This window comes from Kribbella sp. NPDC051770 (assembly GCF_040681455.1).
GTDB lineage: Bacteria > Actinomycetota > Actinomycetes > Propionibacteriales > Kribbellaceae > Kribbella.
The window spans coordinates 1-21,612 of the sequence record NZ_JBFAYT010000006.1 but is presented as its reverse complement, the minus strand read 5'-3'; the positions used below and the strand labels follow the sequence as shown (position 1 = coordinate 21,612).

The 21,612-nt window shown below is 69.7% G+C and carries 24 protein-coding genes, 7 tRNA genes and 2 pseudogenes; 18 read left to right on the top strand and 15 right to left on the bottom strand.

Annotated elements, in window-relative coordinates:
- Positions 1-19: 19 nt before the first annotated feature.
- Entirely contained in the window at positions 20-1,009 is a 990-nt protein-coding gene (locus tag AB0M01_RS20470; RefSeq protein WP_363671662.1) for a magnesium and cobalt transport protein CorA, read from the bottom strand.
- Positions 1,010-1,144: 135 nt separating this feature from the next.
- Here AB0M01_RS20470 and AB0M01_RS20465 point away from each other — a divergent pair, with 135 nt between their 5' ends.
- Positions 1,145-2,101 (top strand): 2-hydroxyacid dehydrogenase, encoded by a 957-nt coding sequence (locus AB0M01_RS20465; protein WP_363671660.1) that lies wholly within the window; start codon positions 1,145-1,147, stop codon positions 2,099-2,101.
- Here AB0M01_RS20465 and AB0M01_RS20460 read toward each other — a convergent pair.
- The 3 genes from AB0M01_RS20460 to AB0M01_RS20450 are packed head-to-tail and all read right to left on the bottom strand — an operon-like array spanning position 2,098 to position 3,939.
- Complete coding sequence (locus AB0M01_RS20460; RefSeq protein WP_363671658.1) at positions 2,098-2,592, bottom strand: DinB family protein; 495 nt, start codon at positions 2,590-2,592, stop codon at positions 2,098-2,100. The two genes, AB0M01_RS20465 and AB0M01_RS20460, sit on opposite strands and share 4 nt — an antisense overlap.
- A 60-nt stretch (positions 2,593-2,652) precedes the next feature.
- Positions 2,653-3,525: an alpha/beta hydrolase gene (locus tag AB0M01_RS20455; protein ID WP_363671656.1), complete on the bottom strand. Its 873-nt coding sequence runs from the start codon at positions 3,523-3,525 to the stop codon at positions 2,653-2,655.
- On the bottom strand, positions 3,526-3,939 hold the full coding sequence (locus AB0M01_RS20450; RefSeq protein WP_363671653.1) for a VOC family protein: 414 nt from the start codon (positions 3,937-3,939) through the stop codon (positions 3,526-3,528). It abuts the gene before it with no gap.
- A 145-nt stretch (positions 3,940-4,084) separates the two neighbouring features.
- Here AB0M01_RS20450 and AB0M01_RS20445 point away from each other — a divergent pair, with 145 nt between their 5' ends.
- Together AB0M01_RS20445 and AB0M01_RS20440 are read left to right on the top strand one after the other, a co-directional pair.
- Positions 4,085-4,609, top strand: a complete 525-nt coding sequence (locus AB0M01_RS20445) for a hypothetical protein (RefSeq protein WP_363671651.1) — start codon at positions 4,085-4,087, stop codon at positions 4,607-4,609.
- A gap of 4 nt (positions 4,610-4,613) precedes the next feature.
- On the top strand, positions 4,614-4,988 hold the full coding sequence (locus AB0M01_RS20440; RefSeq protein WP_363671649.1) for a VOC family protein: 375 nt from the start codon (positions 4,614-4,616) through the stop codon (positions 4,986-4,988).
- 47 nt (positions 4,989-5,035) lie between these two features.
- Here the strand turns inward: AB0M01_RS20440 and AB0M01_RS20435 are convergent, their stop codons facing one another.
- Both AB0M01_RS20435 and AB0M01_RS20430 read right to left on the bottom strand, forming a co-directional pair.
- Positions 5,036-5,716 (bottom strand): HAD-IA family hydrolase, encoded by a 681-nt coding sequence (locus tag AB0M01_RS20435; RefSeq protein ID WP_363671647.1) that lies wholly within the window; start codon positions 5,714-5,716, stop codon positions 5,036-5,038.
- A gap of 19 nt (positions 5,717-5,735) precedes the next feature.
- On the bottom strand, positions 5,736-6,110 hold the full coding sequence (locus AB0M01_RS20430) for a nuclear transport factor 2 family protein (RefSeq protein WP_363671644.1): 375 nt from the start codon (positions 6,108-6,110) through the stop codon (positions 5,736-5,738).
- 56 nt (positions 6,111-6,166) lie between these two features.
- On the opposite strand from AB0M01_RS20430, the gene AB0M01_RS20425 reads away from it, so the two are divergent.
- A complete protein-coding gene (locus AB0M01_RS20425; protein ID WP_363671642.1) occupies positions 6,167-6,997 on the top strand; it encodes an alpha/beta hydrolase in 831 nt (276 codons plus the stop codon).
- Here AB0M01_RS20425 and AB0M01_RS20420 read toward each other — a convergent pair.
- The 3 genes and pseudogenes from AB0M01_RS20420 to AB0M01_RS20410 form a co-directional block, all read right to left on the bottom strand.
- Positions 6,987-7,772 carry an alpha/beta hydrolase gene (locus tag AB0M01_RS20420; protein WP_363672528.1) on the bottom strand — a complete coding sequence of 262 codons (786 nt, stop codon included), beginning with the start codon at positions 7,770-7,772 and terminating at the stop codon, positions 6,987-6,989. The genes AB0M01_RS20425 and AB0M01_RS20420 overlap by 11 nt on opposite strands.
- Entirely contained in the window at positions 7,772-8,119 is a 348-nt protein-coding gene (locus tag AB0M01_RS20415) for a hypothetical protein (RefSeq protein WP_363672558.1), read from the bottom strand. Before AB0M01_RS20415 ends, AB0M01_RS20420 begins: the two co-directional genes overlap by 1 nt.
- A gap of 34 nt (positions 8,120-8,153) precedes the next feature.
- Positions 8,154-8,564, bottom strand: a pseudogene (locus tag AB0M01_RS20410) (LLM class flavin-dependent oxidoreductase); the annotation flags it as partial.
- 85 nt (positions 8,565-8,649) lie between these two features.
- On the opposite strand from AB0M01_RS20410, the pseudogene AB0M01_RS20405 reads away from it, so the two are divergent.
- Positions 8,650-9,524, top strand: a pseudogene (locus AB0M01_RS20405) (LysR family transcriptional regulator).
- A gap of 17 nt (positions 9,525-9,541) precedes the next feature.
- The gene (locus AB0M01_RS20400) at positions 9,542-9,829 is read left to right on the top strand and encodes a DUF1905 domain-containing protein (RefSeq protein WP_363671640.1); all 288 of its coding nucleotides are present in this window, start codon (positions 9,542-9,544) and stop codon (positions 9,827-9,829) included.
- A gap of 11 nt (positions 9,830-9,840) precedes the next feature.
- Here AB0M01_RS20400 and AB0M01_RS20395 read toward each other — a convergent pair whose 3' ends face one another.
- Positions 9,841-10,509: a hypothetical protein gene (locus AB0M01_RS20395; protein WP_363671638.1), complete on the bottom strand. Its 669-nt coding sequence runs from the start codon at positions 10,507-10,509 to the stop codon at positions 9,841-9,843.
- A 106-nt stretch (positions 10,510-10,615) separates the two neighbouring features.
- Here AB0M01_RS20395 and AB0M01_RS20390 point away from each other — a divergent pair, with 106 nt between their 5' ends.
- The 4 genes from AB0M01_RS20390 to AB0M01_RS20375 all read left to right on the top strand — a co-directional run bounded on the left by AB0M01_RS20390 (position 10,616) and on the right by AB0M01_RS20375 (position 15,380).
- Positions 10,616-11,467, top strand: coding sequence for an EamA family transporter (locus tag AB0M01_RS20390; RefSeq protein WP_363671636.1), 852 nt, complete (start codon positions 10,616-10,618; stop codon positions 11,465-11,467).
- Positions 11,468-11,478: 11 nt separating this feature from the next.
- Positions 11,479-12,222, top strand: a complete 744-nt coding sequence (locus AB0M01_RS20385) for an MBL fold metallo-hydrolase (protein ID WP_363671634.1) — start codon at positions 11,479-11,481, stop codon at positions 12,220-12,222.
- 81 nt (positions 12,223-12,303) lie between these two features.
- The gene (locus tag AB0M01_RS20380; RefSeq protein WP_363671632.1) at positions 12,304-12,942 is read left to right on the top strand and encodes a hypothetical protein; all 639 of its coding nucleotides are present in this window, start codon (positions 12,304-12,306) and stop codon (positions 12,940-12,942) included.
- Positions 12,943-13,172: 230 nt separating this feature from the next.
- On the top strand, positions 13,173-15,380 hold the full coding sequence (locus AB0M01_RS20375) for a M4 family metallopeptidase (protein ID WP_363671630.1): 2,208 nt from the start codon (positions 13,173-13,175) through the stop codon (positions 15,378-15,380).
- Between the two features lie 72 nt (positions 15,381-15,452).
- On the opposite strand, the gene AB0M01_RS20370 is transcribed toward AB0M01_RS20375, so the two are convergent.
- From AB0M01_RS20370 to AB0M01_RS20360, 3 genes are all read right to left on the bottom strand, one after another.
- A complete protein-coding gene (locus AB0M01_RS20370; RefSeq protein ID WP_363671628.1) occupies positions 15,453-16,433 on the bottom strand; it encodes a helix-turn-helix transcriptional regulator in 981 nt (326 codons plus the stop codon).
- A gap of 66 nt (positions 16,434-16,499) precedes the next feature.
- Positions 16,500-16,575, bottom strand: a tRNA-Thr gene (locus AB0M01_RS20365).
- A 70-nt stretch (positions 16,576-16,645) separates the two neighbouring features.
- Positions 16,646-17,422, bottom strand: coding sequence for an NAD(P)H-binding protein (locus AB0M01_RS20360; protein WP_363671626.1), 777 nt, complete (start codon positions 17,420-17,422; stop codon positions 16,646-16,648).
- Between the two features lie 389 nt (positions 17,423-17,811).
- On the opposite strand from AB0M01_RS20360, the gene AB0M01_RS20355 reads away from it, so the two are divergent.
- From AB0M01_RS20355 to AB0M01_RS20335, 5 genes are all read left to right on the top strand, one after another.
- Positions 17,812-17,887 (top strand) — tRNA-Pro (locus AB0M01_RS20355).
- 44 nt (positions 17,888-17,931) lie between these two features.
- Positions 17,932-18,005, top strand: a tRNA-Arg gene (locus AB0M01_RS20350).
- 2 nt (positions 18,006-18,007) lie between these two features.
- Positions 18,008-18,084 (top strand) — tRNA-His (locus AB0M01_RS20345).
- Positions 18,085-18,104: 20 nt separating this feature from the next.
- Positions 18,105-18,178: transfer RNA gene (locus AB0M01_RS20340), tRNA-Leu, on the top strand.
- 58 nt (positions 18,179-18,236) lie between these two features.
- Positions 18,237-18,683, top strand: a complete 447-nt coding sequence (locus AB0M01_RS20335; RefSeq protein ID WP_363671624.1) for an HNH endonuclease — start codon at positions 18,237-18,239, stop codon at positions 18,681-18,683.
- Between the two features lie 196 nt (positions 18,684-18,879).
- Here the strand turns inward: AB0M01_RS20335 and AB0M01_RS20330 are convergent, their stop codons facing one another.
- The gene (locus tag AB0M01_RS20330) at positions 18,880-19,572 is read right to left on the bottom strand and encodes an LAGLIDADG family homing endonuclease (RefSeq protein WP_363671622.1); all 693 of its coding nucleotides are present in this window, start codon (positions 19,570-19,572) and stop codon (positions 18,880-18,882) included.
- A 260-nt stretch (positions 19,573-19,832) separates the two neighbouring features.
- On the opposite strand from AB0M01_RS20330, the gene AB0M01_RS20325 reads away from it, so the two are divergent.
- The 3 genes from AB0M01_RS20325 to AB0M01_RS20315 all read left to right on the top strand — a co-directional run bounded on the left by AB0M01_RS20325 (position 19,833) and on the right by AB0M01_RS20315 (position 21,270).
- Positions 19,833-19,926 (top strand) — tRNA-Ser (locus AB0M01_RS20325).
- A gap of 71 nt (positions 19,927-19,997) precedes the next feature.
- Positions 19,998-21,140 carry an RtcB family protein gene (locus tag AB0M01_RS20320; RefSeq protein WP_363672526.1) on the top strand — a complete coding sequence of 381 codons (1,143 nt, stop codon included), beginning with the start codon at positions 19,998-20,000 and terminating at the stop codon, positions 21,138-21,140.
- A gap of 44 nt (positions 21,141-21,184) precedes the next feature.
- Positions 21,185-21,270 (top strand) — tRNA-Tyr (locus AB0M01_RS20315).
- A gap of 2 nt (positions 21,271-21,272) precedes the next feature.
- Here AB0M01_RS20315 and AB0M01_RS20310 read toward each other — a convergent pair.
- Positions 21,273-21,612, bottom strand: a 340-nt coding sequence (locus AB0M01_RS20310) for a hypothetical protein (RefSeq protein ID WP_363671615.1), incomplete at its 5' end; no start/stop codon positions are given.

Below are 21,612 nucleotides of genomic sequence, written 5' to 3'. Positions count from 1 at the left end.
CGCACATGAACCCACCGCGTCAGCCAGTTCGCCGCCGCCTGAACCAGATCAGCAACGCCACGCACGGAATCGCCAGCCCACCCAGCCCAAGCCCGAAGAACGCCCCGCGCCCGCCGACGTGATCGACCAGCCAGCCGAAGTTCTGCCCGAAGAACCCGGTCACGAAGGTCAGCGGCAGGAACACCGTCGACAGGATGGTCAGCTGCTCGATCGTCGCGTTCTGCCGCACGCTGACCTTGGTCTGCTCGACCGAGATCACCGCCATGTTCGCCTCCAGCACCGTGGCGAGCAGATCGCGCTGGGCCGCGACCTCCTCGTTGACCAGCACCAGGTGGTCGTGCACATCGCGGAAGTAGGGCAGCAGGTCAGTGTTCCGGGCACCACGCTCGATCGTCGCCAGTACGGCGAGCAGCGGGTGCACCGCGCGGTAGAAGTCGGTCACCTCCCGGCGCAGGAAGTAGATCCGCTCGGTCGGCGCAACCGCGCCGGCGAAGACAGTCCGCTCGACCTGCTCGATGTCGCGCTCCAGCTCGGCGACGACCGGCCCGTAGCTGTCCACCACCTGGTCGAGGATCGCCCAGAGCACCCCGTTCGTCCCGTTCTCCAGCAGCTCCGGCCGCTGCTCCAGCCGTGACCGGGCGCCGTGCAGCTCGCTGGCCGCGCCCTGCCGGACGGTGATCACGAAGGCCGGCCCGACGAACACGCTCACCTCGCCGAAGTCGACCTCCTCGCGGGCGTCGTCGTACCGGGCGGTGCGCAGGATGACGAGCCGGATGTCGCCCTCGTACGGCTCGACCTTCGGGCGCAGGTGGAACGTCTGGGCGTCCTCGACGGCCAGCTCGTGCAGCCCGAAGCTCTCACTGGCCTGGCTGAGCTCCTCCGGCGTCGGCTCGTACAGGCCGAGCCACACGAACCCGCCCTGCCGGCAGCACGCGGCCGCCTCCTCGACCGACATCGCCCCGACGTGCTGGCGGCGGCCGTCCTTGTAGTGGGCGCAGTCAACGATCATGGAACGGCTCCTCTCCGGCCCCGTACGCCGGACCCGCCGGCCTCGCGCGCCGGTCCTTGGACCGATCCTGACCCCGCCCGGCGCCGCGGAATAGGCTTGCCCTGACAAAGTCGCCGTGAACATCAGGGAGATCCGATGACCCGCCCGCTGGTACTGATGCCCGGACCGATGAACCGCTCGGTGCCGGACGGACTGGCCGACGGGTTCGAGGTGATCCGGCTCTGGGAGGCCGACGACCCGGCCGCGGTCCTGGCCGAGCGCGGCAAGGACGTCGTCGCGATCGCCAACGGCGGTACGGCGATCGACGGCGCGTACCTGGACCAGCTGCCGAACGTGCAGATCGTGGCCAGTTTCGGCGTCGGCTACGACAAGATCGACGCGACGGCCGCGGCCGAGCGCGGCGTCGTGGTCACCAACACCCCCGGCGTCCTGGACGACGAGGTCGCCGACACCGCGATGGGCCTGCTGCTGATGACGGCCCGCGAGCTGTCCCGCGCCGAGCGGTACCTGCGCGACGGGCGCTGGACCGAGCGCCCCTACCCGTTGACCCCGGCAACGTTGAGCGGCCGGAAGATGGGCATCCTCGGCCTCGGCCGGATCGGTGAGGCGATCGCGCACCGGGCCGCCGCCTTCAACATCTCGGTCGCCTACCACAACCGGAACCGCAAGGACGTTGCCTACGACTACTACCCGACCCTGGTCGAGCTGGCCGCCGCGAGCGACATCCTGATGATCGTGATCCCGGGCGGCGCCGAGACCAAGCACCTGGTCAACGCCGAGGTGCTGGAGGCGCTCGGCCCGGACGGCATCCTGGTCAACGTCGCGCGCGGCACGGTCGTCGACGAGGCGGCGCTGGTCGACGCGCTGAAGGCCCGGACGATCCTGAGCGCCGGCCTGGACGTCTTCGAGCACGAGCCCGAGGTGCACCCCGGGCTGCTCGAGCTCGACAACGCCGTCCTGCTGCCGCACGTCGGCTCCGGCACGATCCCGACCCGGGACGCGATGGGCCGGCTCGTCGTCGAGAACCTGGTCAGCTGGTTCGCGAACGGCGTACCGGTGACTCCGGTGCAGGAGTCGCGGAAGCTGCTTTAGAGATCCCAGATCCGCCCGGTCTCCCAGGCGTACTCCCACGCCTGGGTGTCCGGCGGCTCGATGCCGAAGCCGGTCAGGATCGCGTTCACCTGCTCGCGGTGGTGGTTGGCGTGGTTCAGCGCCTGGGCGATGAAGATCCCGGCCCGCGTCCCGCGCGTCCCGTTGTCGACGATCACCACCCGCTCGACCTCGATCGGCTTGGCCAGCACGTCCTCCCAGACGACGCGGCACTCCTCGTTCCACGCTTCGAGCCGATCCAGGTCGGCCGGCTCCAAGCTGTCCACGAAGTCGAGCTCCTGCTGCGCGAGCCGGCGGACGTAGCTGCCGTCGCAGCGCACGATGTGGTCGAGCGTCGCCAGGATGCCGCCGTACGTGCCGACGCCGGTCACCTCCAGCTGCTCGGCGCTGAAACCCTGCTCGCGGCAGAACTCGATCAGCCGCTTCGTCGCCCAGCTGTTGTGCCGTACGGCGTCCAGCAACACGTCGTGCATGCTCAGTCTCCGATCGTCACCCTCGACGCTAGCCCGCTCGGCCTGGTGACGTGAACCGATTTACCGCAGCGCTGTGAGCAGCTCGGCCCAGTGGTTGTGCAGCGTGCTCAGGTGCGCCGACGACCGCAGCTCCAGCTGCGCGTCGGGCAGGTGCTCGGCGAGCCAGCGCGCGTTCCGGATCGACACCTGCGGGTCCGCGACGCCGTGCCAGACCGTGGTCGGGCAGGTGACGTCCTCAGGCCGGAAACCCCAGTCCCGGAAGGAGATCGCGGCGTCGCGGAGGTAGCCCGCCGGGTTCGCGAGCGCCTCGCGCGCCGCGGCGGCGAGATCGGCCGCCGACTGCCCGGCGAACCACTCCGCGTCGAGCGGCGGGTGCCCGGTCGTCCAGCGCGCCGCGAGGGCGTCGTCGTCGGGGTCGGCCGGGTCGAGCTGTTCGACGTACGCCGTGAAGTCGGGCCGGATCCGCTCGACCGACTCGTCGACCTCCGCCTGAGCGAGGCCGGTGAAGAACTCCTGCTGCTCAGGCGCCAGGTCGTCGCGGTGGTACGGCGGATCGAGCGCGGGCACGAGCGCCGGGCTGGCCACGACCGCAGCCCGCGTCACCCGATCGGGGTGCCGGGCGGCGCAGGCCAGGGCGTACGGGCCGCCGATCGACATCCCGAGTACGGCGTACCGGTCGATCTCGAGCTGGTCCGCGACCGCGGCGACGTCGTCAGCGACCGACAGATGGTCCGACGCCGTCGCGTCCGACTCGCCGTACCCGGGACGGTTCACCGCGACCAGCCGTACGCCGTACGCGCGGGCGGTCGCGGCACCCGGGAACGCCGCGTGCCGGGTGTCCGGGCAGCCGTGGAAGAAGAACACGACCGACCGCCCGGTGCCCGTGTCCCAGAACTGGACCTGCCGGCCGTCCGGCAGCCGTAGCGTGCTCAATCAGCCCTGCGGAGCGCCGATGTTGACCATCCAGGCGATCCCGAACTTGTCGACGCACATGCCGAACTCGTCGCCCCACATCTGCTTCTCCAGCGGGACCGAGACCGTGCCGCCGTCGGCGAGCTTGTCCCAGAAACCGTGCAGCTCATCGCTGTCGTCACCGCTCAGGCTCACCGACACGTTCGTGCCCGGCGTGTACTCCATGCCCTGCGGGACGTCGGAGCCCATCACCGTGTACCCGCTCGGGGTCTCCAGCTGGCTGTGCATGATCTTGTCCGCGTCCGGCGAGTCGGTCGCGCCGAACTCCCCGAACGTGCTGATCGTCAGGTCGCCCCCGAAGACCTGCTGGTAGAACTCCATCGCCGCCCGGGCCTGCCCGTCGAACGCGATGTAAGGATTGAGCCGAGACGCCATCACACACTCCCCTTGACCGACTCCAGATGCCTGGCACCCTAGACCCGCCCGCCCCCGTTCGGCGATGCCTCAGCCCCACAGTTCCCCGACAACCTCGTCACGTAACCGTCCCAGCCCGTTCCGTAGTGCTTGCCTTGGACAACCAATGCCTCTTGTGTACGTCACCGGTCCGTCCGGCGCCGGGAAGTCGACGGTCGGCGCCGAGCTCGCCCGGCGCGGATTCCCGTCGTACGACACCGACCTCGACCGGCTCAGCCACTGGTACCGCGGCGACCAGCTCGTCGCCCATCCCGATGCTGCTGCCGATGATCGCTGGTACGCCGAGCACGTGCTCCGGTTGCCGCCTGAGACCGTGCGGCGGCTCGCTTCCGCTACGACCGGGCTCGGTTTCGTCTGTGGGACGGTCGGCAACGAGGGTGAGATCTGGGAGCTGTTCGCCGCGGTCGTCAGCCTGAGCCTGGACGATGCGAGCATCCGCGCGCGGCTGGCGACCCGGGCGCCGGGGTCGTTCGGCTCGACACCGGACGACGTACGCCGGATCCTCGGCTGGGCCGCCACGATCGACGAGGACAACAGCCGGTACGGCGCGCTGCTGGTGGACGCGTCCGGGCCGGGCGACGAGGTCGCCGACCTAATTCTCAGCGGGCTGCGGGAGCGCGGACTAGGGTGAGGCGATGATTCCTCGTCACCTCACCATCGACGCCGCCGATCCCTACCAGCTGGCGGTTTTCTGGAGTACGGCGACCGGTTGGCCGGTGTCGGCGATCGATCAGCCCGGCGACGACGAGGTGCTGATCGAGGCGCCCGCGCCGATCCCCGGGCTGCTGTTCATCGCCGTACCGGAGGGGAAGTCGGTGAAGAACCGGGTGCACCTCGACTGGGTGCCTTCCGAGCGGACGCGGGACGAGGAGGTCGAGCGGTTGCTGACGCTCGGCGCGAGCATCTTCGAGGACCACCGGACGCCGGAGGGCCCGGGCTGGGTGACGATGCTCGACCCGGAGGGCAACGAGTTCTGCGTCGAGCGCAGCGAGGCCGAACGCTCCAGCTGACCCGCCGCTCCAGCTCACCTGCCGCTCCAGCTGGCCAGGCGTTCCGCCTAGCCGACCGCCCGCAGCGCCGCTGCCAGCCGACCCATGTCATCCGTGATCGCATCAGCCCCCGCCTCAGCCAGCTGAGCACCCCGCTCCGCCGACCTCGCGTACCCCACCGACCGCGCCCCCACCCGGCGCCCGAACTCGATGTCACTCACCGAGTCCCCCACCATCAAGCAGTTCTCCGCCGGCACGTCCAACTCGCTCAGCACCCCGTCGAGCAACGCCGGATTCGGCTTCATCAACCCCGGCTGCCCGAACGGCCGCCCGACGACCCCCGCCACCTGATCCTGCAACCCAGCCCGCTCGAGCCACTGCACGATCGACGGCGCACAGTTGTTGCTCACCACAACCACTGGCCGCCCGGTCTCCGCGCAGGCCGCGAGAAAGTCCACCACGCCGGCGGTCACCGGCGCCGTACCGGCGGCCTCGATCTCCCCCGCCACCGACGCCCGCTCGACATCCTCAACGACGCTCGGCGCATAGGTCCCCGCGAACTCCAGCACCACCAGATGCTCCGCAGTACGCCGTACGTCCTCCGGCAGCTCCACCCCAGCCCGCACCAGCGGCTCCCGCGCCGCGTCCCCGATCCCGCTCGCACTCCCGCGCGGGAACAGATCCGCCACCGGCCCGTCGAAGTCGAGCAGCACCACCCGACTCCCCCGCAACATCTCCGCAACCGTCACGGCCGAAGTCTCACAGACCTCACTCGACCGCCGTCGCCTGGGACCACCTCACCTGCCACAGACCGTTCACATCGACCCGGTAGACATCCAGGTGCCAGGCCGACAGCTCCGCCACCGGATTCCCGTCCACCGAGATCTCGATCGCCGACCGGTACTTCACCACCCCGAGCCCACCGTCGATCATCACCTCGATCTCCGACACCGCCTCGAACCGCCGGTAGTCGATGAAACCGCTCGCGATCCCCCCGAGATACTCCTCCTTCGACCACCCCAACCCACTCGGCGTCACGATCCGAAAATCCTCAGCATGCAAGGGATCCGCCGTCTCGCGATCCCCCGCCACCAACGCCCGCAACCGCGCCCGCTCGATCTCCCGCAACCCCTCAGCATCCATCCCGCCAACCTAATACCCAGTTGCCGCACCGGCCGCCCCCTGCCAAGGTCGCCCGCATGCCCACCTTCACCTCGTACGACGGAACCGAGCTCGCCTACCACCTGATCGGCGACGGCGACCCCGTCGTCTGCCTGCCCGGCGGGCCGATGCAGGCGTCGGTCTATCTCGGTGATCTCGGCGGGCTCCCGCGGCAGCTGGTCATGCTCGACCTGCGCGGCACCGGCGACTCCGCGGTCCCGGCCGACACCATGTCGTACGAATGTCAGCGTCAGGTCGCCGACGTCGAGGCCCTCCGCGAGCATCTCGGCCTCGACCAGCTCGACCTGCTCGCGCATTCCGCCGGCACCAATCTCGCCGCGCTCTACCTCACCGAGCACCCCGGCCGCGTCCGCCGGTACGCCGCGATCTCGCCGAGCGCGTTCGCCGTCGGCCTGACGATCACCGCCGAGCAGCGCCTCGCAACCGCTCGCCAGCGCGCTGATGAACCCTGGTTCGCCGAGGCCTACGCCGCGCTGGAGCAGATCACCGGCGGGACCTTCACCGACGAGCTCTGGCAGCGGATCCGCCCGTTCTCGCACGGCCGCTGGGACGCCGCCGCGCAGGCTCTCGACGCAGCGACCCCCGCCCAGCAGAACGCGGAGGCCGCCGCGATCTACGCCTCGGCGCTGACTCCCGACGAGACCCGCCAGGCTCTCGCGGCGTTCGCCAACCCGGTCCTCGTCCTCTCCGGCCAGACCGACGTGGGCACCCCTCCGGCCGTCGCCTCGGCGTACGCCGAGCTCTTCCCGCACGCGACGCTCACCGTCCAGCCCGCCTCGGGCCACTTCCCCTGGCTCGACGACGCCGTCGCCTTCCGCGCCGCCGTCACCGACTTCTTCAGCCGGTAACCGCAGCCACGAACTCCGGCCACACCCGCCGCGGCACCTCGTGCCCGGTGTCGGGCAGCACCACCAGCCGAGCCCCCGGTACGGCGTCGCGCAGCGCCTCGCCGTGCGCGAGCGGGAAGACCGGATCGCGATCCCCGTGCACCACCACGGTCGGCACCGCGATCTCGCCGAACCCGCCGTTCCGCGGCCCGTCGAACTCGATCAGGAAGTGGTTCGCCGCCGACGCCGGGCTCAGGGCCCGCGCGAAGTCCTCCACGACCAGTGCGCGGGTCTCCGCCTCGTCCTCGAGCCGCCCACCGGCGTACGCCCGCAGCACCGCGACCACCTCGTCCACCGGATCGTCGTACGACGCCCGGTCGGTGAACGCCGGCTCCATCGGCGGCAGCTCGTCGTCGCCCGTCGTCGTTGCCACGAACGTCAACCCCGAGACACGATCCGGATGGTCCACGCCCAGGATCAGCGCGATCGCGCCGCTCATCGACCGGCCGACGACCTGCGCCCGATCGATGCCCAGGGCATCGAGAATCCCCACCGCGTCACCCGCGAGATCCGACAGCTTGTACGCCGGCTCGCCCGGCGGGTAGTAGGTCGACAGCCCGGTGTCGCGCTGGTCGTACCGGATGACGAAGCGCCCGCGCGCGGCGATCAGCTCGCACAGCTCGCGCTCCCACCCCAGCATCGACGCGCACGCGCCGTGCACGAGCAGCACCGCCGGATCCGTCGATGCCCCGAAGGTCTCGACGCAGAGGTTCACACCGTTGCTCTGGACAAACATCAGCTCGGCCCTTCCCGCAGCACACCGCGCACCTGGTCGACCGTGACCGAGGCCGGGTCGAACGAGCGGAGCAACCAGGTCGCTCCCGCGCGCTCGTACGGCGTACCGTCCTGGCCTGGTTCGAGCTCGGCCGCGTAGTCGTACGGCTTCTCCTGGTTGCGCAGGGCATCGACCTGCGCGACCGCCTCGGCGAACTCGTCGGCCGACGTCAGGTTGACCGGGAAGAACCCGTCGAGCCGCGCGGCCCGGCGGAGCGGGCGCTTGCTGCCCGGGAAGCCCGCGGCCCAGACCGGGATCCGGCGGACCGGCGTCGGCAGGAACTGGATCGCGTCGACTGTAGTGCTCACCGTGGTGCTCGACGACCTCGCCCGACCAGGCGGCGTCGAGGATCGCCAGCGACTCGTCGAGCATCTGCCCACGGATCTTGTCGTCGCACTCCTCACCGGTCCGCGAGAACTCGCCCGCGAACCGGTCGCTGCCCAGCCCGACGCCGAGCGTGAACCGTCCGCCGCTCAGCAGGTCGAGCGTCGCGGTCTCCCGCGCCAGCTTGACCGGGCGGCGCCGGGTGATCGCACTGACCATCGGCCCGAACCGGAGCCGCTCGGTCGCGGTGGCGATCGCCGCCATCGTGATCCACGGATCCGCGACCGCCCGGACCGGCTCACGCCAGCGCAGGTGGTCCCACACGTACAGGCCGTCCCAGCCGGCCTCCTCGGCCTCGGCCGCGATCCGCGCGACCACCAGCGGGTCGGCCAACTCGTCGAACAACGGGAACCACAGTGCTCTCTTCATGGCTTCGACGCTAAGGGCCGTCATAGCAGTACGAAAAGCGATGAATTCCGATCATGCCGATCAGTTCCGCTGATAGTTTGGTGGAGTGCTGGATCTGCGCCACCTGCGGACCCTCGAGGCCGTCGCGCTCGAGGGCACCTTCGGTCGCGCCGCGACCCGCCTCGGCTACACCCAGTCGGCGGTCAGCCAACAGATCGCGGCGCTGGAGAAGGCGGTCGGGGGCGCGCTGTTCGACCGGCCCGGCGGGCCGAAGCCGGTCCGGCTGACGCCGCTCGGCGACGTCGTACTGGCGCATGCTCGCGACCTGATCAGCCGGGCCGCGGCGACCGTCGACGCGGTCGAACGGTTCAAGGCCGGCGACGGGCGGGTCGACGTCGGGACCTTCCAGAGCGTCACCAACCGCCTGCTCCCGACGGTGATCAGCCGCCTGCGCGAGACCCACCCGGCCGCCGACATCCGCCTGTCCGAGGACGAAACCGACCGCCCCCGGATCGGCGACCTCGACCTGCTCTTCTTCGACGGCCCGATCCCCGACGACGTCGAGCAGGTGCGGATCCTCTCCGACCCGTACGCCGTCGTTGCCCGCCGCAACACCTTCCCTACCGGCCCGTTGCCGCTGGCCGCCCTCGACGGCGTACCGATGGTCGCCCAGCCACCGATCTGCGACCAGGCCCGCGTCGAACGGATCTACGCCGAGGCCGGCGTCACTCCCTGATCGTCTTCCGCACCGCCGACAACCAGGGCGTCACCGCGATGGTCCGCGCCGGCCTCGGCATCGCCGTCATGCCGCAGCTGTCCCTCGACCTCGCCGCTGACGACCCGGACCTCACCACCCACCCCGTCCCGCTGTCCCCGCGAGAGATCTGGCTGGCCTGGCCCGCCCACCAGACCCTCTCCCCGCTGGCCCAGCTCTTCCGCACCCTCACCACGACCCTCGCCGCCGAGCTCGACCCCAGCTGATTCCGTATCCTGCCGCCATGGACGTCACCTTCACCGGCGAGATCTTCTACTGGCGCGGCCCGTCCCCCTTCCACTTCGTCGCCGTCCCCGAGGACGAGTCCACCGACATCGAAGCCACGTCCACGACGGTCAGCTACGGCTGGGGCATGATCCCCGTCACCGCCCGCATCGGCGACACCGAGTGGACCACCGCCCTGTTCCCGAAGGACGGCAAGTACCTCCTCCCGGTGAAGGACGCGATCCGCAAGGCCGAGTCGATCGAAGAAGGCACGACGGTCACCGCGCACCTGCACATCGCACTCTGAGACTTGTCCGCTCAACCCGACCAGGGCAAGGCTCGCTTCAGCGTCTCGTACGGCGGATTCATCCCGCGGACCTTCATCACCCGCACGGATCTCAGGCTCGGCAGCTCCGTCAGCGGTGTGTAGTCGAGGTCGTCCACGGCGATCGTGTGCAACAGCACGTCCTCGAGCCGGCCGAGCTCCCGCAGAAACCCGATCGACCCGACGTGCGCTGTCCGCGGCGCCTTCCAGTCCCCGCCCAGCTCGAGGTCGGTCAGCCGTTCCAGTCGCCCCAGCGCCTCGATGTCGCCGACCCGCCGGAACCCCTCGAGCGCCAGCCTCTCCAGGCCGGCCAGCGCGCCGAGCCCCTCGACACTCGTGACGGCGCTCGCGCCGCGCAACTCCAACTCCAGCAGCTCCGCGAACCCGCCGAGCACCGACAGGTCTTCGTAGTCGCCCCACTTGACCACCAGCCGCCGCAGCTGCGTCTGTCCCGCCAGCGCCGCGAAGAGCCGCTTCGGGGTCCGCGAGACGAACTCGAGCTCCCGGATCTCGCTCGGGCCGGCCTGGAAGAAGTCGACCCACTCCGCGACCACACGGCGGGCCTGGGCCGCCGAGTACGCCGTACCGAGCTGTGTGCACGACACCTTCAGCACCGCCTGCCCGGCGTACTCGCTGACCTCGGTCACCACCGGCACCTTCATCTGCCTACTTCAACTGGTCCACTCCCTGGCTGTCCAATCGGTCCTTCAACCCCGGCCGGTTCTCCCCGAGGATGAAGACACCAGCCAACGACCTCAGGAGGCCCCGATGACCATCGGTATCGTGCTCGCGCTCGTCGCCGCCGTCGGGTACGGCGCTTCCGACTTCGTCGGCGGGTTCGGCGCCAAGCGGGCGTCGGCCTGGGCGATCGCCTTCGCCGGGCAGCTCGCCGGGGCCGCGACGATCCTCGTCTTCAGCCTCGTGCTCTCCGGCTCCCCGTCGGCCCGCGACTTCCTGTGGGCAGCCCTCGCCGGCCTCGGCGGCGCGTTCGGTACGGCGTTCCTCTACCGCGGCCTCGCCTCCGGCAACATGGGCACCGCCGCCCCGGTCTCCGCGGTCGGCGCGGCGATCCTCCCGGTTCTCGTCGGAGTCGCCCTCGGCGAACGCCCCACGTCGATCGTCTGGCTCGGCGTACTGGTCGCCCTCCCGGGCATCTGGCTGGTCTCCCGCGAGGCCACCCCGTACGCCGGCCAACCGCGCGCGACCAACCGCCGGTCCGCGATCATCGACGGCGGTATCGCCGGCCTCGGCTTCGGCGTCCTCTTCGTCGGCCTCGCGCAGATCCCGTCCTCCGCGGGCGTCCTCCCGCTCGTCGCCAGCCAACTCCTCGGCGCGGTCGTCATCGTCGCGATGGCGATCGCCCTCAAACAGCCCTGGCGCGCGAGCATCCGCCGGACCAGCTGGGGCATCGGCGCCGGCGCGATCGGTGCCATCGGCACCTGTTCGTACCTGACCGCCGCGCAGCTCGCCGACCTCGGCGTCACCGCCGTGCTGACCTCGCTCTACCCCGCGTTCACGGTGCTGCTCGCCGTACTGGTCCTGAAGGAACGCATCCACCCCACCCAACGCATCGGCCTCGCGACCTGCGGTGCCGCCGTAGTCTTGGTAGCCCTCGGCTGAAGGAGCCCATCATGCTGACCGAAGTAGCCGACGGAGTCTGGGTCCGCCAGAGCGAGTGGGTCTGGAGCAACACCACGGTGATCCGCACCGGTGACGGCCTGGTCCTCGTCGACCCCGGCATCACCGGCGCCGAGCTCGACACCCTCGCCGACGAGATCGAGGCTCTCGGCCTCCCCGTCGTCGCCGGTTTCTCCACCCACCCGCACTTCGACCACATGCTCTGGCACCCTCGGCTCGGCAACGCCCCGCGCTACGCGACCGCGACCTGCGCCACCACGGCCGCCGAAACCCGAGCCGAGAACCAGGCCGCCGCCGTCGAAACCGCCCCCGACATCCCCGTCGACCTGGTCGCCCTGGTCACCCCGCTCCCCACCGACCACCCCGTCCCCGGCGAGCTGATCGAGCACCAGGCCCACGCCCCCGGCCACGCCGCCGTTCTCCTCCCCGCACAGGGCGTCCTGATCGTCGGCGACATGCTCTCCGACATCCTCGTCCCGATGCTGGACCCGCGCAGCCCGAACCAGCTCCCGGCGTACCACGCAGCCCTCGACGCCCTCACCAAGGCCGCCGAACAGGCCACCACCCTGATCCCCGGCCACGGCATGATCGCGCGCGCCGACGAGATCCCCGCCCGCCTCGCCGCCGACCGCGCCTACCTACACACCCTCACCGAGGGCCCGGCCGACGACCCGCGTCTCCTCGCCCACGACTGGCAGGCCGGCATTCACGAAACCAACCTCACCCAAGCCAGCTAGCACTGACAGCAACGTGCCACCCGAGCGCGGCCGGTCCTCGTACGCCGTACGCTCGACCCCGATCCAACTGGGGAGGCCGACGTGAAGCTGCGAGTCGCCACGGCGCTGGTGTTCCTGACGCTCTTCGGCGTCGTGGCCGTCGCCGGGCTCGGGATCGCCATCCTGGTCGTGCGCTACGAGAACGGTCAGCTGGCCGGCTACTGCGCCAAGGACCTGCCCGACTCGCCGCTCCCGTTCGACGGTTCGGACATGGTCCATCCGCTCGACAAGAAGGCACCCGAGTACGCGGGAGCCGCGCCCCATTCGGTGTACGTTCCCGGACCGGGCGACAAGCTGACCGACTACAAGCTTCCCGAAGGCTGGGCGAAAGACCCCTGGGCGAACGGCCCGAAACCCACGCCGGCAACGCTGCCCCAGCTGTACGTCTGCGAGTACGAGCTCTCCCGCGACCCGACGACGAGCACCCCCTGCGGCAACTACACCGGCCACGGCTCCACGGTCGCCCTCACCGTCCAGTCGGCCCGCTTCCGGTACGAGGTCCGCGAAGCCCGTACCGCCAAGGTCCTCGGTTCCTTCGAGCTGGCCAGCGCGCCGTTCGACGAGAAGCTGTGCCCGGGCATCGTCTACCACTCCGCGTCGTCGTCACCCGACGCCGAACTGATCCCGGCCGCCGACGCCCAGTTCACCGCGGCCCTGAAGCCGTACGTCCTCAAACCCTGACGGACTCCCGGGAACGAGACCTGAGCCCCGGAGTCATGTCGTAAATCGGCGCTGCCGATCTCGGTCACGCCGAACGCTTTCCGGCGGTCACCGGCGTGCCCAAACTCGTACCACCCAAGCGCCCGCCGCTGCCGAAGATCCTGGCTCGCGGCCCGGCGCAGATCAGGTCAGCGATCGCCGACCCCACCCATCAGGTCTGTCGGTCGCCGGCCCCGCCCGAAGGAGCAGTTGTGAATCGAGTCATCAGGCTGACCGCCACCGGCGGTCTTCTCGCCGCCGGGCTGGTGGTGTCGCCCGCCTTCGCCGGCGAGACCCAGCAGGGACCCTCCGACGCCGTCGCCCACGAGTCGTCGTCGGCCGCTGCCGGCGAGCAGGCGCACGCCCCGGCGAGCGCCTCGGCGCTCGGCCTGACGGCGGGCGAGAAGCTGATCGTCAAGTCGGTGATCGAGGACGCCGACGGCGGCACGCACGTGCGCTACGAGCGGACGCTCGACGGTCTGCGCGTGATCGGCGGGGACCTGGTCACCCACAAGGACGCGAAGGGCTCGGTCGAGCAGGTCACCTACAACCGTGGCCGCAAGAGCATCGCCCCCGCGTCGCTGACTCCGAAGGTCTCCAAGGAGTCGGCCCGGGCCAAGGGTCTCGCCACCGCGCAGGCGACCAAGGACGAGCGGGCCGCAGGCAACGAACTGGTTGTCCTGGTCACCGATCAGGGCCCGAAGCTGGCGTACGACGTACTGACGACCGGCACCCGCGCCAACCAGGTCCCGACCCGGCTGCACACGTACGTCGACGCCGGCACCGGTGCCGTCCTGATGACCGACGACGAGATCAAGACCGGGACCGGCAACGGTCTCTTCTCCGGCAACGTCAGCATCGAGACGACCGCCAAGTCCGGCGGCGGTTTCGAGATGCGCGACGCGACCGGCAACACGGCCACCGACGTGCACAACCAGGGCAACCCCAACACGGGTGAGGGCCCCGACGGCGACATCTTCACCGACGCCGACGACAAGTGGGGCACCGGGACGAACTCCGACCGGGCCTCGGCCGCGGTCGACGCCCTGTACGGCGCGCAGAAGACCTTCGACTACTACAAGACCCAGCTCGGCCGGAACGGCATCTGGAACGACGGCCGCGGCGCCCGGTCGCGGGTCCACTTCGCCAACGCGATGGTGAACGCGTTCTGGGACGGCACCCAGATGTCGTACGGCGACGGCGCGGGCAATGCCGCCCCGCTGACCGAGCTGGACGTCGCCGCGCACGAGATGAGCCACGGGGTCACCGAGAACACCGCGAGTCTCGTCTACTCGGGTGAGGCCGGCGGGCTCAACGAGGCGACCTCCGACATCTTCGGGACCGCGGTCGAGTTCCACGTGAACAACGCCAACGACGTACCGGACTACTTCATCGGCGAAGAGATCGACATCAACGGCAACGGCACGCCGCTGCGCTACATGGACAAGCCGAGCAAGGACGGCGTGTCGAAGGACTGCTGGTCCTCGACGCTGGGCAACCTGGACCCGCACTACTCGTCGGGCCCGCTGAACCACTGGTACTACATGCTGTCGGAAGGTTCCGGCGCCAAGACGATCAACGGGAAGAGCTACAACTCCCCGACCTGCTCGGGCGCCGCGGCGGTGACCGGGATCAGCCACGCGAAGGCCGAGAAGATCTGGTACCGCACGCTGGCGACGTACCTGACGTCGTCGAGCAAGTACTCGAACGCCCGCACCGGCGCGATCAAGTCCGCCAAGGACCTGTACGGCCAGGGATCGGCGGAGTGCCAGGCGGTCGAGAAGGCGTTCACGGCCATCGCGGTCGCGGCGACGACCGAGACCTGCGGCACGGGCAACCCGGAGCCGGGCGCCCCGGCGGTCACCAACCCGGGTGCGCAGACGAGCACGGTCGGGACCGCTGACACGCTGCAGCTTGCGGCGACGGGCGGCAGTACGCCGTACTCGTGGACGGTGACGGGGCTTCCGGCCGGGTTGTCGGTCAACGGTTCGACGGGCCTGATCTCCGGTACGCCGACTGCCGCAGCGACGTCGTCGGTGACGGCGAAGGTCATCGATGCCGCGGGCAAGACCGCGAGCGTGACGTTCTCGTGGGTCGTCTCCACCGGTGGCGGCGGCGGAACCTGCACCGGCACGCTGAGCTACAACGGCACCCTGACCGCGGGCGGCAGCAAGACGTTCGCCGCGTTCAGCGACAGCGACGCGGGCCAGCTCAAGGTCTGCCTGGACGGACCGAACGGCGCCGACTTCGACGTCTACCTGCAGCAGCAGCTGTACGGCTTCTACTGGACGACTGTTGCCCAGGGCACCAGCCCGAACCCGGACGAGTCGTTCACCTACAACAACCAGGCGGGCACCTACCGCCTGGTGGTGAAGGCCGACTCCGGCTCCGGCGCGTTCAAGGCGTCCGTGGCGGAGTGACCGTACGCCGGTCCGCCTGAGTTGCCTGCGGCACCCTTCGAGCGCGCTTCGCGCTCGGGGGGTGCTGTCGGCTCAGATCCAGTTCCGCCGGCTGGCCTGCACGGCCAACTGGAAGCGGCTGTGAGCCCCCAACACCTCTTCGAGCCGGGCGATCCGCCGTCCGACCGTACGAGCGCTCACGCCCAGATCCCGCGCGATCGCCTCGTCGGTGAGCCCGGCCGCAAGATAGGACAGCAACTGCTGCTCCTCCGCATCGGGCCCGCCGTGCAACGTGTCGACAACCTGCGACTCCGCCGACAGCGGCACACCCATCTGCCAGAACACGTCGAACAGCCCGATCAACCGGTCGAGCAGCCCGGACTCGTGAACGATGATCAGCGCCCGCCGAGCGCCCCGCTGCCCCGGCACCGAGAACAGCCCCCGCCGGCCGTCGAACAGCATCAGATTGAGCGGCACCTGAGCGAACACCCGCGCCTGCTCACCGGCCGCGATGCACTGGTGAACCGCGGCGAGCCCCTCGGCGTCCTCGAGAATCGACACGCCGTACAGCCCGCGCGCCCGCACCCCACGATCCATCGCCGCGAGAAACCCCGGCGCCGTCGTCGGCCGCGGGATCTCCATCCCCGTCTGAGCCTTCCGCGGCGACACCGGCCCGACGCACAACCCGTCGACGGTCGACGTCGCGTCGTCCATCAACTTCAGCTCGACGGTCCGGCACCGCGCCTCGTCCGTGATCACCTCGACGAAGTTCAGCCGATCCCCGGCCTCGTTCCAGATGTCCCCGAACACCGACGCGATCTGCCGAGTGGCATCAGCGGCCCGCGCATGCTCAGCCGCCACCTGCTCCAACGGAATCCGCGGCGCCGCCGCCTCCACCACCCCGTCCCGGATCTCGAGCACCCCGATCCCGACCAGGACCTCCACCTCCCGAGCGACCACGGCCAGATCCATCCCGACCCGCTCAGCCAGCCCCTCCACACTCGACCGCCCACCCGCCACCGCCGCCCGGTACAGCGGCTCAGCAGCAGCAGACGGAAAGGGGGCCGATTCCATCCCGCCGTCATACCACCACCCCCGGAACGACGGAACCCCCGAGGTCCATGACCTGGGGGTTCTGGGTGGAGCCGCCTGTCGGAATCGAACCGACGACCTTCTCATTACGAGTGAGACGCTCTGCCGACTGAGCTAAGGCGGCTTGGCCCCGTGGGGCCAGGGAAGAGTGTAGCGGGAAGGGTGGGGGGAAGCCGAATCGGATCCGGGGTGGGTCAGGTCCAGGCGGGGGCGGCTTGCTCGGCGTAGGTGCGGAAGGGGGTGGCGGGGCGGCCGGTGAGGTGTTCGACGGTGGTGGTGGGGACGGAGTCGCCGAGCTGGAGCTGGTTGAGGAAGAAGTTGAGGGTGTCCTCGGTGGCGCCGGGGGTGGCGAGGTAGCCCTCGGGGGTGCCGTCGAAGGTGATGTCACGGTGGGTGACGGTGGAGATGATTTCGCAGGCTTCGGCGAAGGTGAGGGCTTGGGGGCCGGTGACCTCGTAGGTCTGGGCGTGGTGGTCGTTGAGGAGGGCTTCCACGGCGACCGCGGCGATGTCGGTGGCGTCGACGAAGGCCTGGCGCTGGTCGGCGAGCGGGAGGGCCAGGTGGCCGGCCTGGATGGCGGGGAGGAAGAAGCCCTCGTCGAAGTTCTGGTTGAACCAGTGGGCTCGGACGACGGTCCAGTTGATGCCGGAGGCCCGGACGGCGGCTTCGGCGGCTTGGAGGCGGGTGTCGCCGATCTCCTCGGGGTGCATGGTCGAGAGCAGGACGAGGCGCTGTACGCCGGCCTCCGCGGCCTGGGCGAGGAAGGCCGGGTCGACCGGTACGCCGTCCGGGGCCATCACGTAGACGGCGCGGACGCCGTCGAGGGCGGGGGTCCAGGTGTCGGGGCGCTCCCAGTCGAAGACGTCGGGGCCGGAGCGGGAGACCGCGCGAACGGCGACGTCGCGGGCGCGGAGCTGGTCGGTGACGCGGCGGCCGGTCGAGCCGGTGGATCCGAGAACGAGAACAGTCATCGGTCCACTCAAGCACACGGCTCCGACAGTTCCCAGAAATACAACAAATACAATTGACGCGCACCGCGGGTGTGGGTGAAGATTGTGCCCGCACGGACAACAACGACCAACGACAGCCAGGGAGTACGACGGTGACCGGGACGATGCGGAAGATTCAATGGGTGGACAACCCGTTGTTCTGCCGGCGACCCCTGACCTCGTCGTCCCACCGCTATGAGCTCGGCGCAGCGCTGAGCCCGGCGTACGGCGGCCCGCCCGACTGATCCTGCGATCACGTCAGCGGCCGCCCGTCGGGAGTACCCGACCCGGGCGGCTTTTTCTTTGCCTTCATTTTTCCACCCACGGGCGGAAGCCTGCATTCTTGACAATTTCATATGCACAAAACAATACGAGCTGTGGGCCAGCGGCCAGGCCACCTCATTTGGGATGAGGGAATCGGGAGTTCGAATCTCTCCAGCTCGACCAGGCGCCCGCGGGAAGCTCTGCTACCGGCCGAGCGGGCGCCACAGACGCCCGTGGCTCAACCGGAGAGAGCACCTGTCTACGAAGCAGGGGGTTGCAGGTTCGAGTCCTGCCGGGCGTGCTGTGTCCGAAGCAGAAGCGGGCGATGCACCGGGACGTGGCCCCGGAGAAAGCGGGTTCGAGCCCCGCCGGACACCCCAGCACGGCAAGCACCACCCACGCGGCTCTGGCCCAATTGGTAGAGGCGTCTGGTTCAGGACCAGAAGGTTCGGGGTTCGAGTCCCTGGAGCCGCACCGATTCACCCGACCCGGCAACCACCGTTCGGGCACACTGGAGGAAGGAGGAACCACCATGAGCGGTGTCATCGTGCTCAACGCTTCGTACGAGCAGCTCCACGTCGTGTCGATCCAGCACGCCATCCGGATGCTCGTCCGGGAGGTCGCGGTCGTCGAGGAAGCGCACGACGGCGCCGGTATCGGTCCGTTCCCCAGGCCTCGCGTGCTCCGCCTGGTCCGGTACGTCGTCACCAAGTGGCGCTACGCGACCGGCCGCTTGCAGTACACCCGCGCCGGCGTACTGAAGCGCGACAAGTACACCTGCGCGTACTGCGGCAAGACCGGCGCGACCACCATGGACCACGTGGTCCCCCGCTCACGCGGCGGCCGCGGCGAGTGGCTGAACGCCGTCGCCGCCCACGCGGCGTGCAACGAGAAGAAGGGGTGCCGCACCCCCGAGGAGGCCGGGATGCCACTGCTGTGGCAGCCCTGGATCCCCTCCCGCGCGGAGATAGCCCTCTGACCTGAGCCCAGCAGCTTCCTGAAGCCTGGCGCCCCGGTCGGAGCGGTGCCAGGTGGGCGACGGCGTCCCACCCCCGGTTCTGACCCGGGGCCCCGCAGGTTCGAGCCCTGCCCTGGCAGCTGTACGGCGTACGGTCACTCGACCGGGTGCCGTCCAGGGGATCGCGTCGGCCAGGGGCGGTTCTCGCATGGTTGCTTCACCGGGTTCGACTTCCGGGATCTCCACGGTCACCAGGCCACCCGGTGCAGTTGGCCCACTCGTAGATCGCCCACGCGGCCGTGGCTCGACGATGCATCAGCCAGGGCAGCACCGGTTGCAGCACTCGACGAAGATTCTGGCGGCCGCGGATCGCCAGGACCGTTGTCGGCTTCCAGCTCTCCCTGCGCGCAGGCTGATGGTAGAGGTCGCCTCCGGTCAGGGAGCGGACTCGCTCGACGACATCCGCGTCTGTTGACTCCAGGTTGATCCGGCCGCCGTATCGCCGGGTGAGCCTGAAACATCCTTCGCCCTCGAGCACGCCGGCCACCCAGGCCGCTGCCGGGCCGACCAACTCGACAGGAGGGACCGAGATCTCAGGCCAGGCAAGCTGATCAAGCGTCTTGCGGGACGCCATCTGGCGCCGACGTCGCTCACCCATCAAGGGCCACAGCTGCATCGCCAACGGTTCGAGGTGCTGACGGCGCTGGACCGTCCACGAGTACGCCTGCTTGTGGTGAGGTTGTCGGCTGGCGATCGAGCGGATGCGACCGACACCCGTCACCCGTTCTAGTCTCTCCAGGACATCGAGATCGGTCATCACAACCCGCAGTACGGACGAGGACTTCGTGTTCGTGAAGGTGCCTTCACCTTCGACGAGTCCGGCGGTCCAGGCCAACGCCGACGCAGACATCTCGCGCAGGGACGGCTGCGGACCGCCGTTCGCACAGGTCGGACACCGCACCGAGGTCCGCCAGATGCGAACTCCGCAGTCGGAGCACCTGGCGTAGCCGAGGGAGTCAGCACGGCACGACAGGCACATCCGGCGCGACCAGTGAGTGACGAAGTCGTCGCCACAGAGGCGACAGGTCCGAGTCTCCGGAGCAGGCAGACGAGCGCTCATGCGTCATGGATACAGACAGCAACCGACAGTTTCAGTGGATCCACCGCCGTGGCGGAATAAGCCGAGTTTCGGCCTATCGGCAGCCGTTTCGAAAACGGTCGGCCCTTCGAGGGCGTGCAGGTTCGAGACCTGCTTCCGCCGCCAACAAGACAAGGAGTGGGGAGATGAACGTTCAGTACCCGGTCCCGCTGAGTGGGGCGAAGAGCTCCACCCTGATGTGGGCCCAGGAGCACGAGGTCGGGGCGCAGGCGCTGCAGCAGCTGCGGAACATCGCCGCGCTGCCGTGGGTGCACGGCGTTCGGGTGATGCCGGACGTGCACCTAGGCAAGGGGGCCACCGTGGGTTCGGTGATCGCGATGAAGCAGGCCGTCTCGCCGGCTGCGGTCGGGGTCGACATCGGCTGCGGGATGGAGGGCGTGCTGACGTCGCTCACTGCCGCCGACCTGCCGGATGACCTGAGTCGGATCCGCAGCCGGATCGAGGCCGCCGTACCGGTTGGTTTCCGGGCGCACGAGTACCCGGTGAGTGTCCGCAAGCTCGGGCTCGATCGGGGCTGGAACACCTTCTGGGGTGCGTTCTCTAGCCTGCACGACGGGGTGCAGGACCGGGAGAAGAAGGCGCAGCAGCAGATGGGTTCGCTTGGTGGCGGCAACCACTTCATCGAGGTGTGCCTCGACGACGAGGACCGGGTCTGGCTGATGCTGCACTCGGGGTCGCGCAACATCGGCAAGGAGCTCGCCGAGCGGCACATGCGGATCGCGCGCGAGCTGCCGCACAACGCCGACCTGCCGGACCGCGACCTGGCCGTGTTCCTGTCCGGTACCCCGCAGATGGACGCGTACCGGCGCGACCTGACCTGGGCGCAGGAGTACGCGTCGCGCAACCGCGCGGTGATGCTCGCCCTGGTCATGCAGGCCGTCCGGGACTCGTTCCCGCACGAGATCACGTTCGAGAAGCCGATCTCGTGCCACCACAACTACGTGGCCGAGGAGACCATCGACGACGTCGAGCTGCTGGTCACCCGCAAGGGCGCGATCCGTGCGGGGCTCGGTGACCTCGGGCTGATCCCGGGGTCGATGGGGACGGGCTCGTACGTCGTCCGCGGGCTGGGCTCGGAGCGTTCGTTCTACTCGGCCTCGCACGGGGCAGGCCGGCGGATGAGCCGCAACGAGGCGAAGCGGCGTTACACGGTCGACGACCTGATCGCGCAGACGGCCGGGGTCGAGTCCCGCAAGGACGCGGGGGTGCTCGACGAGCTGCCGGCGGCGTACAAGGACATCGAGTCGGTGATCGCGGCGCAGTCGGACCTGGTCGAGGTCGTTGCCCATCTCAAGCAGGTGATCTGCGTCAAGGGTTAGTACGACGGCCTGCCGCGTGTCAGGGGACGCGGCAGGCCGTCAAAGCAGGAGCGCCACCGTGGGAGAGGTGGGGCGGGCTGTAACCCCGTCGCCCGTTCGGGCTGAGCAGGTTCGAATCCTGCCTCCTGCACTTCAGCAACCAACCAGAGGAGAGGAGGACCGGCCATGGCCGACCTCAGGAACAAGCGACGCAAGATTCCCGGCGGCAGGACCGGTGCTCCGGTGCAGCAGGGGCACGCGTTGCGGCGCGTCGATCTTGCCTGTGGGCACACGCAGCGGGATCGGATCGCGCACGCGGGCGACCACGTGTGGTGTGAGACCGGTTGCGCCGATTGGGTGCGCGTGATCGCAGTGCACGAGTAAGAACCGACACCCACCACTGATCAACCTCCGTCGCCGCACGGCCTGGAAGATCCACTTCCACAGCAGCGCCGACACCACGGTCGGGATCGCCCACGGGACCAGGATGCTG

Coding starts and splice junctions, on each gene's coding strand:
- AB0M01_RS20470 (WP_363671662.1), bottom strand. CDS start 1,009: ATGATCGTTGACTGCGCCCACTACAAGGACGGCCGCCGCCAGCACGTC.
- AB0M01_RS20465 (WP_363671660.1), top strand. CDS start 1,145: ATGACCCGCCCGCTGGTACTGATGCCCGGACCGATGAACCGCTCGGTG.
- AB0M01_RS20460 (WP_363671658.1), bottom strand. CDS start 2,592: ATGCACGACGTGTTGCTGGACGCCGTACGGCACAACAGCTGGGCGACG.
- AB0M01_RS20450 (WP_363671653.1), bottom strand. CDS start 3,939: ATGGCGTCTCGGCTCAATCCTTACATCGCGTTCGACGGGCAGGCCCGG.
- AB0M01_RS20445 (WP_363671651.1), top strand. CDS start 4,085: ATGCCTCTTGTGTACGTCACCGGTCCGTCCGGCGCCGGGAAGTCGACG.
- AB0M01_RS20440 (WP_363671649.1), top strand. CDS start 4,614: ATGATTCCTCGTCACCTCACCATCGACGCCGCCGATCCCTACCAGCTG.
- AB0M01_RS20430 (WP_363671644.1), bottom strand. CDS start 6,110: ATGGATGCTGAGGGGTTGCGGGAGATCGAGCGGGCGCGGTTGCGGGCG.
- AB0M01_RS20425 (WP_363671642.1), top strand. CDS start 6,167: ATGCCCACCTTCACCTCGTACGACGGAACCGAGCTCGCCTACCACCTG.
- AB0M01_RS20420 (WP_363672528.1), bottom strand. CDS start 7,772: ATGTTTGTCCAGAGCAACGGTGTGAACCTCTGCGTCGAGACCTTCGGG.
- AB0M01_RS20400 (WP_363671640.1), top strand. CDS start 9,542: ATGGACGTCACCTTCACCGGCGAGATCTTCTACTGGCGCGGCCCGTCC.
- AB0M01_RS20395 (WP_363671638.1), bottom strand. CDS start 10,509: ATGAAGGTGCCGGTGGTGACCGAGGTCAGCGAGTACGCCGGGCAGGCG.
- AB0M01_RS20390 (WP_363671636.1), top strand. CDS start 10,616: ATGACCATCGGTATCGTGCTCGCGCTCGTCGCCGCCGTCGGGTACGGC.
- AB0M01_RS20385 (WP_363671634.1), top strand. CDS start 11,479: ATGCTGACCGAAGTAGCCGACGGAGTCTGGGTCCGCCAGAGCGAGTGG.
- AB0M01_RS20370 (WP_363671628.1), bottom strand. CDS start 16,433: ATGGAATCGGCCCCCTTTCCGTCTGCTGCTGCTGAGCCGCTGTACCGG.
- AB0M01_RS20360 (WP_363671626.1), bottom strand. CDS start 17,422: ATGACTGTTCTCGTTCTCGGATCCACCGGCTCGACCGGCCGCCGCGTC.
- AB0M01_RS20335 (WP_363671624.1), top strand. CDS start 18,237: ATGAGCGGTGTCATCGTGCTCAACGCTTCGTACGAGCAGCTCCACGTC.
- AB0M01_RS20330 (WP_363671622.1), bottom strand. CDS start 19,572: ATGTCTGCGTCGGCGTTGGCCTGGACCGCCGGACTCGTCGAAGGTGAA.
- AB0M01_RS20320 (WP_363672526.1), top strand. CDS start 19,998: ATGTGGGCCCAGGAGCACGAGGTCGGGGCGCAGGCGCTGCAGCAGCTG.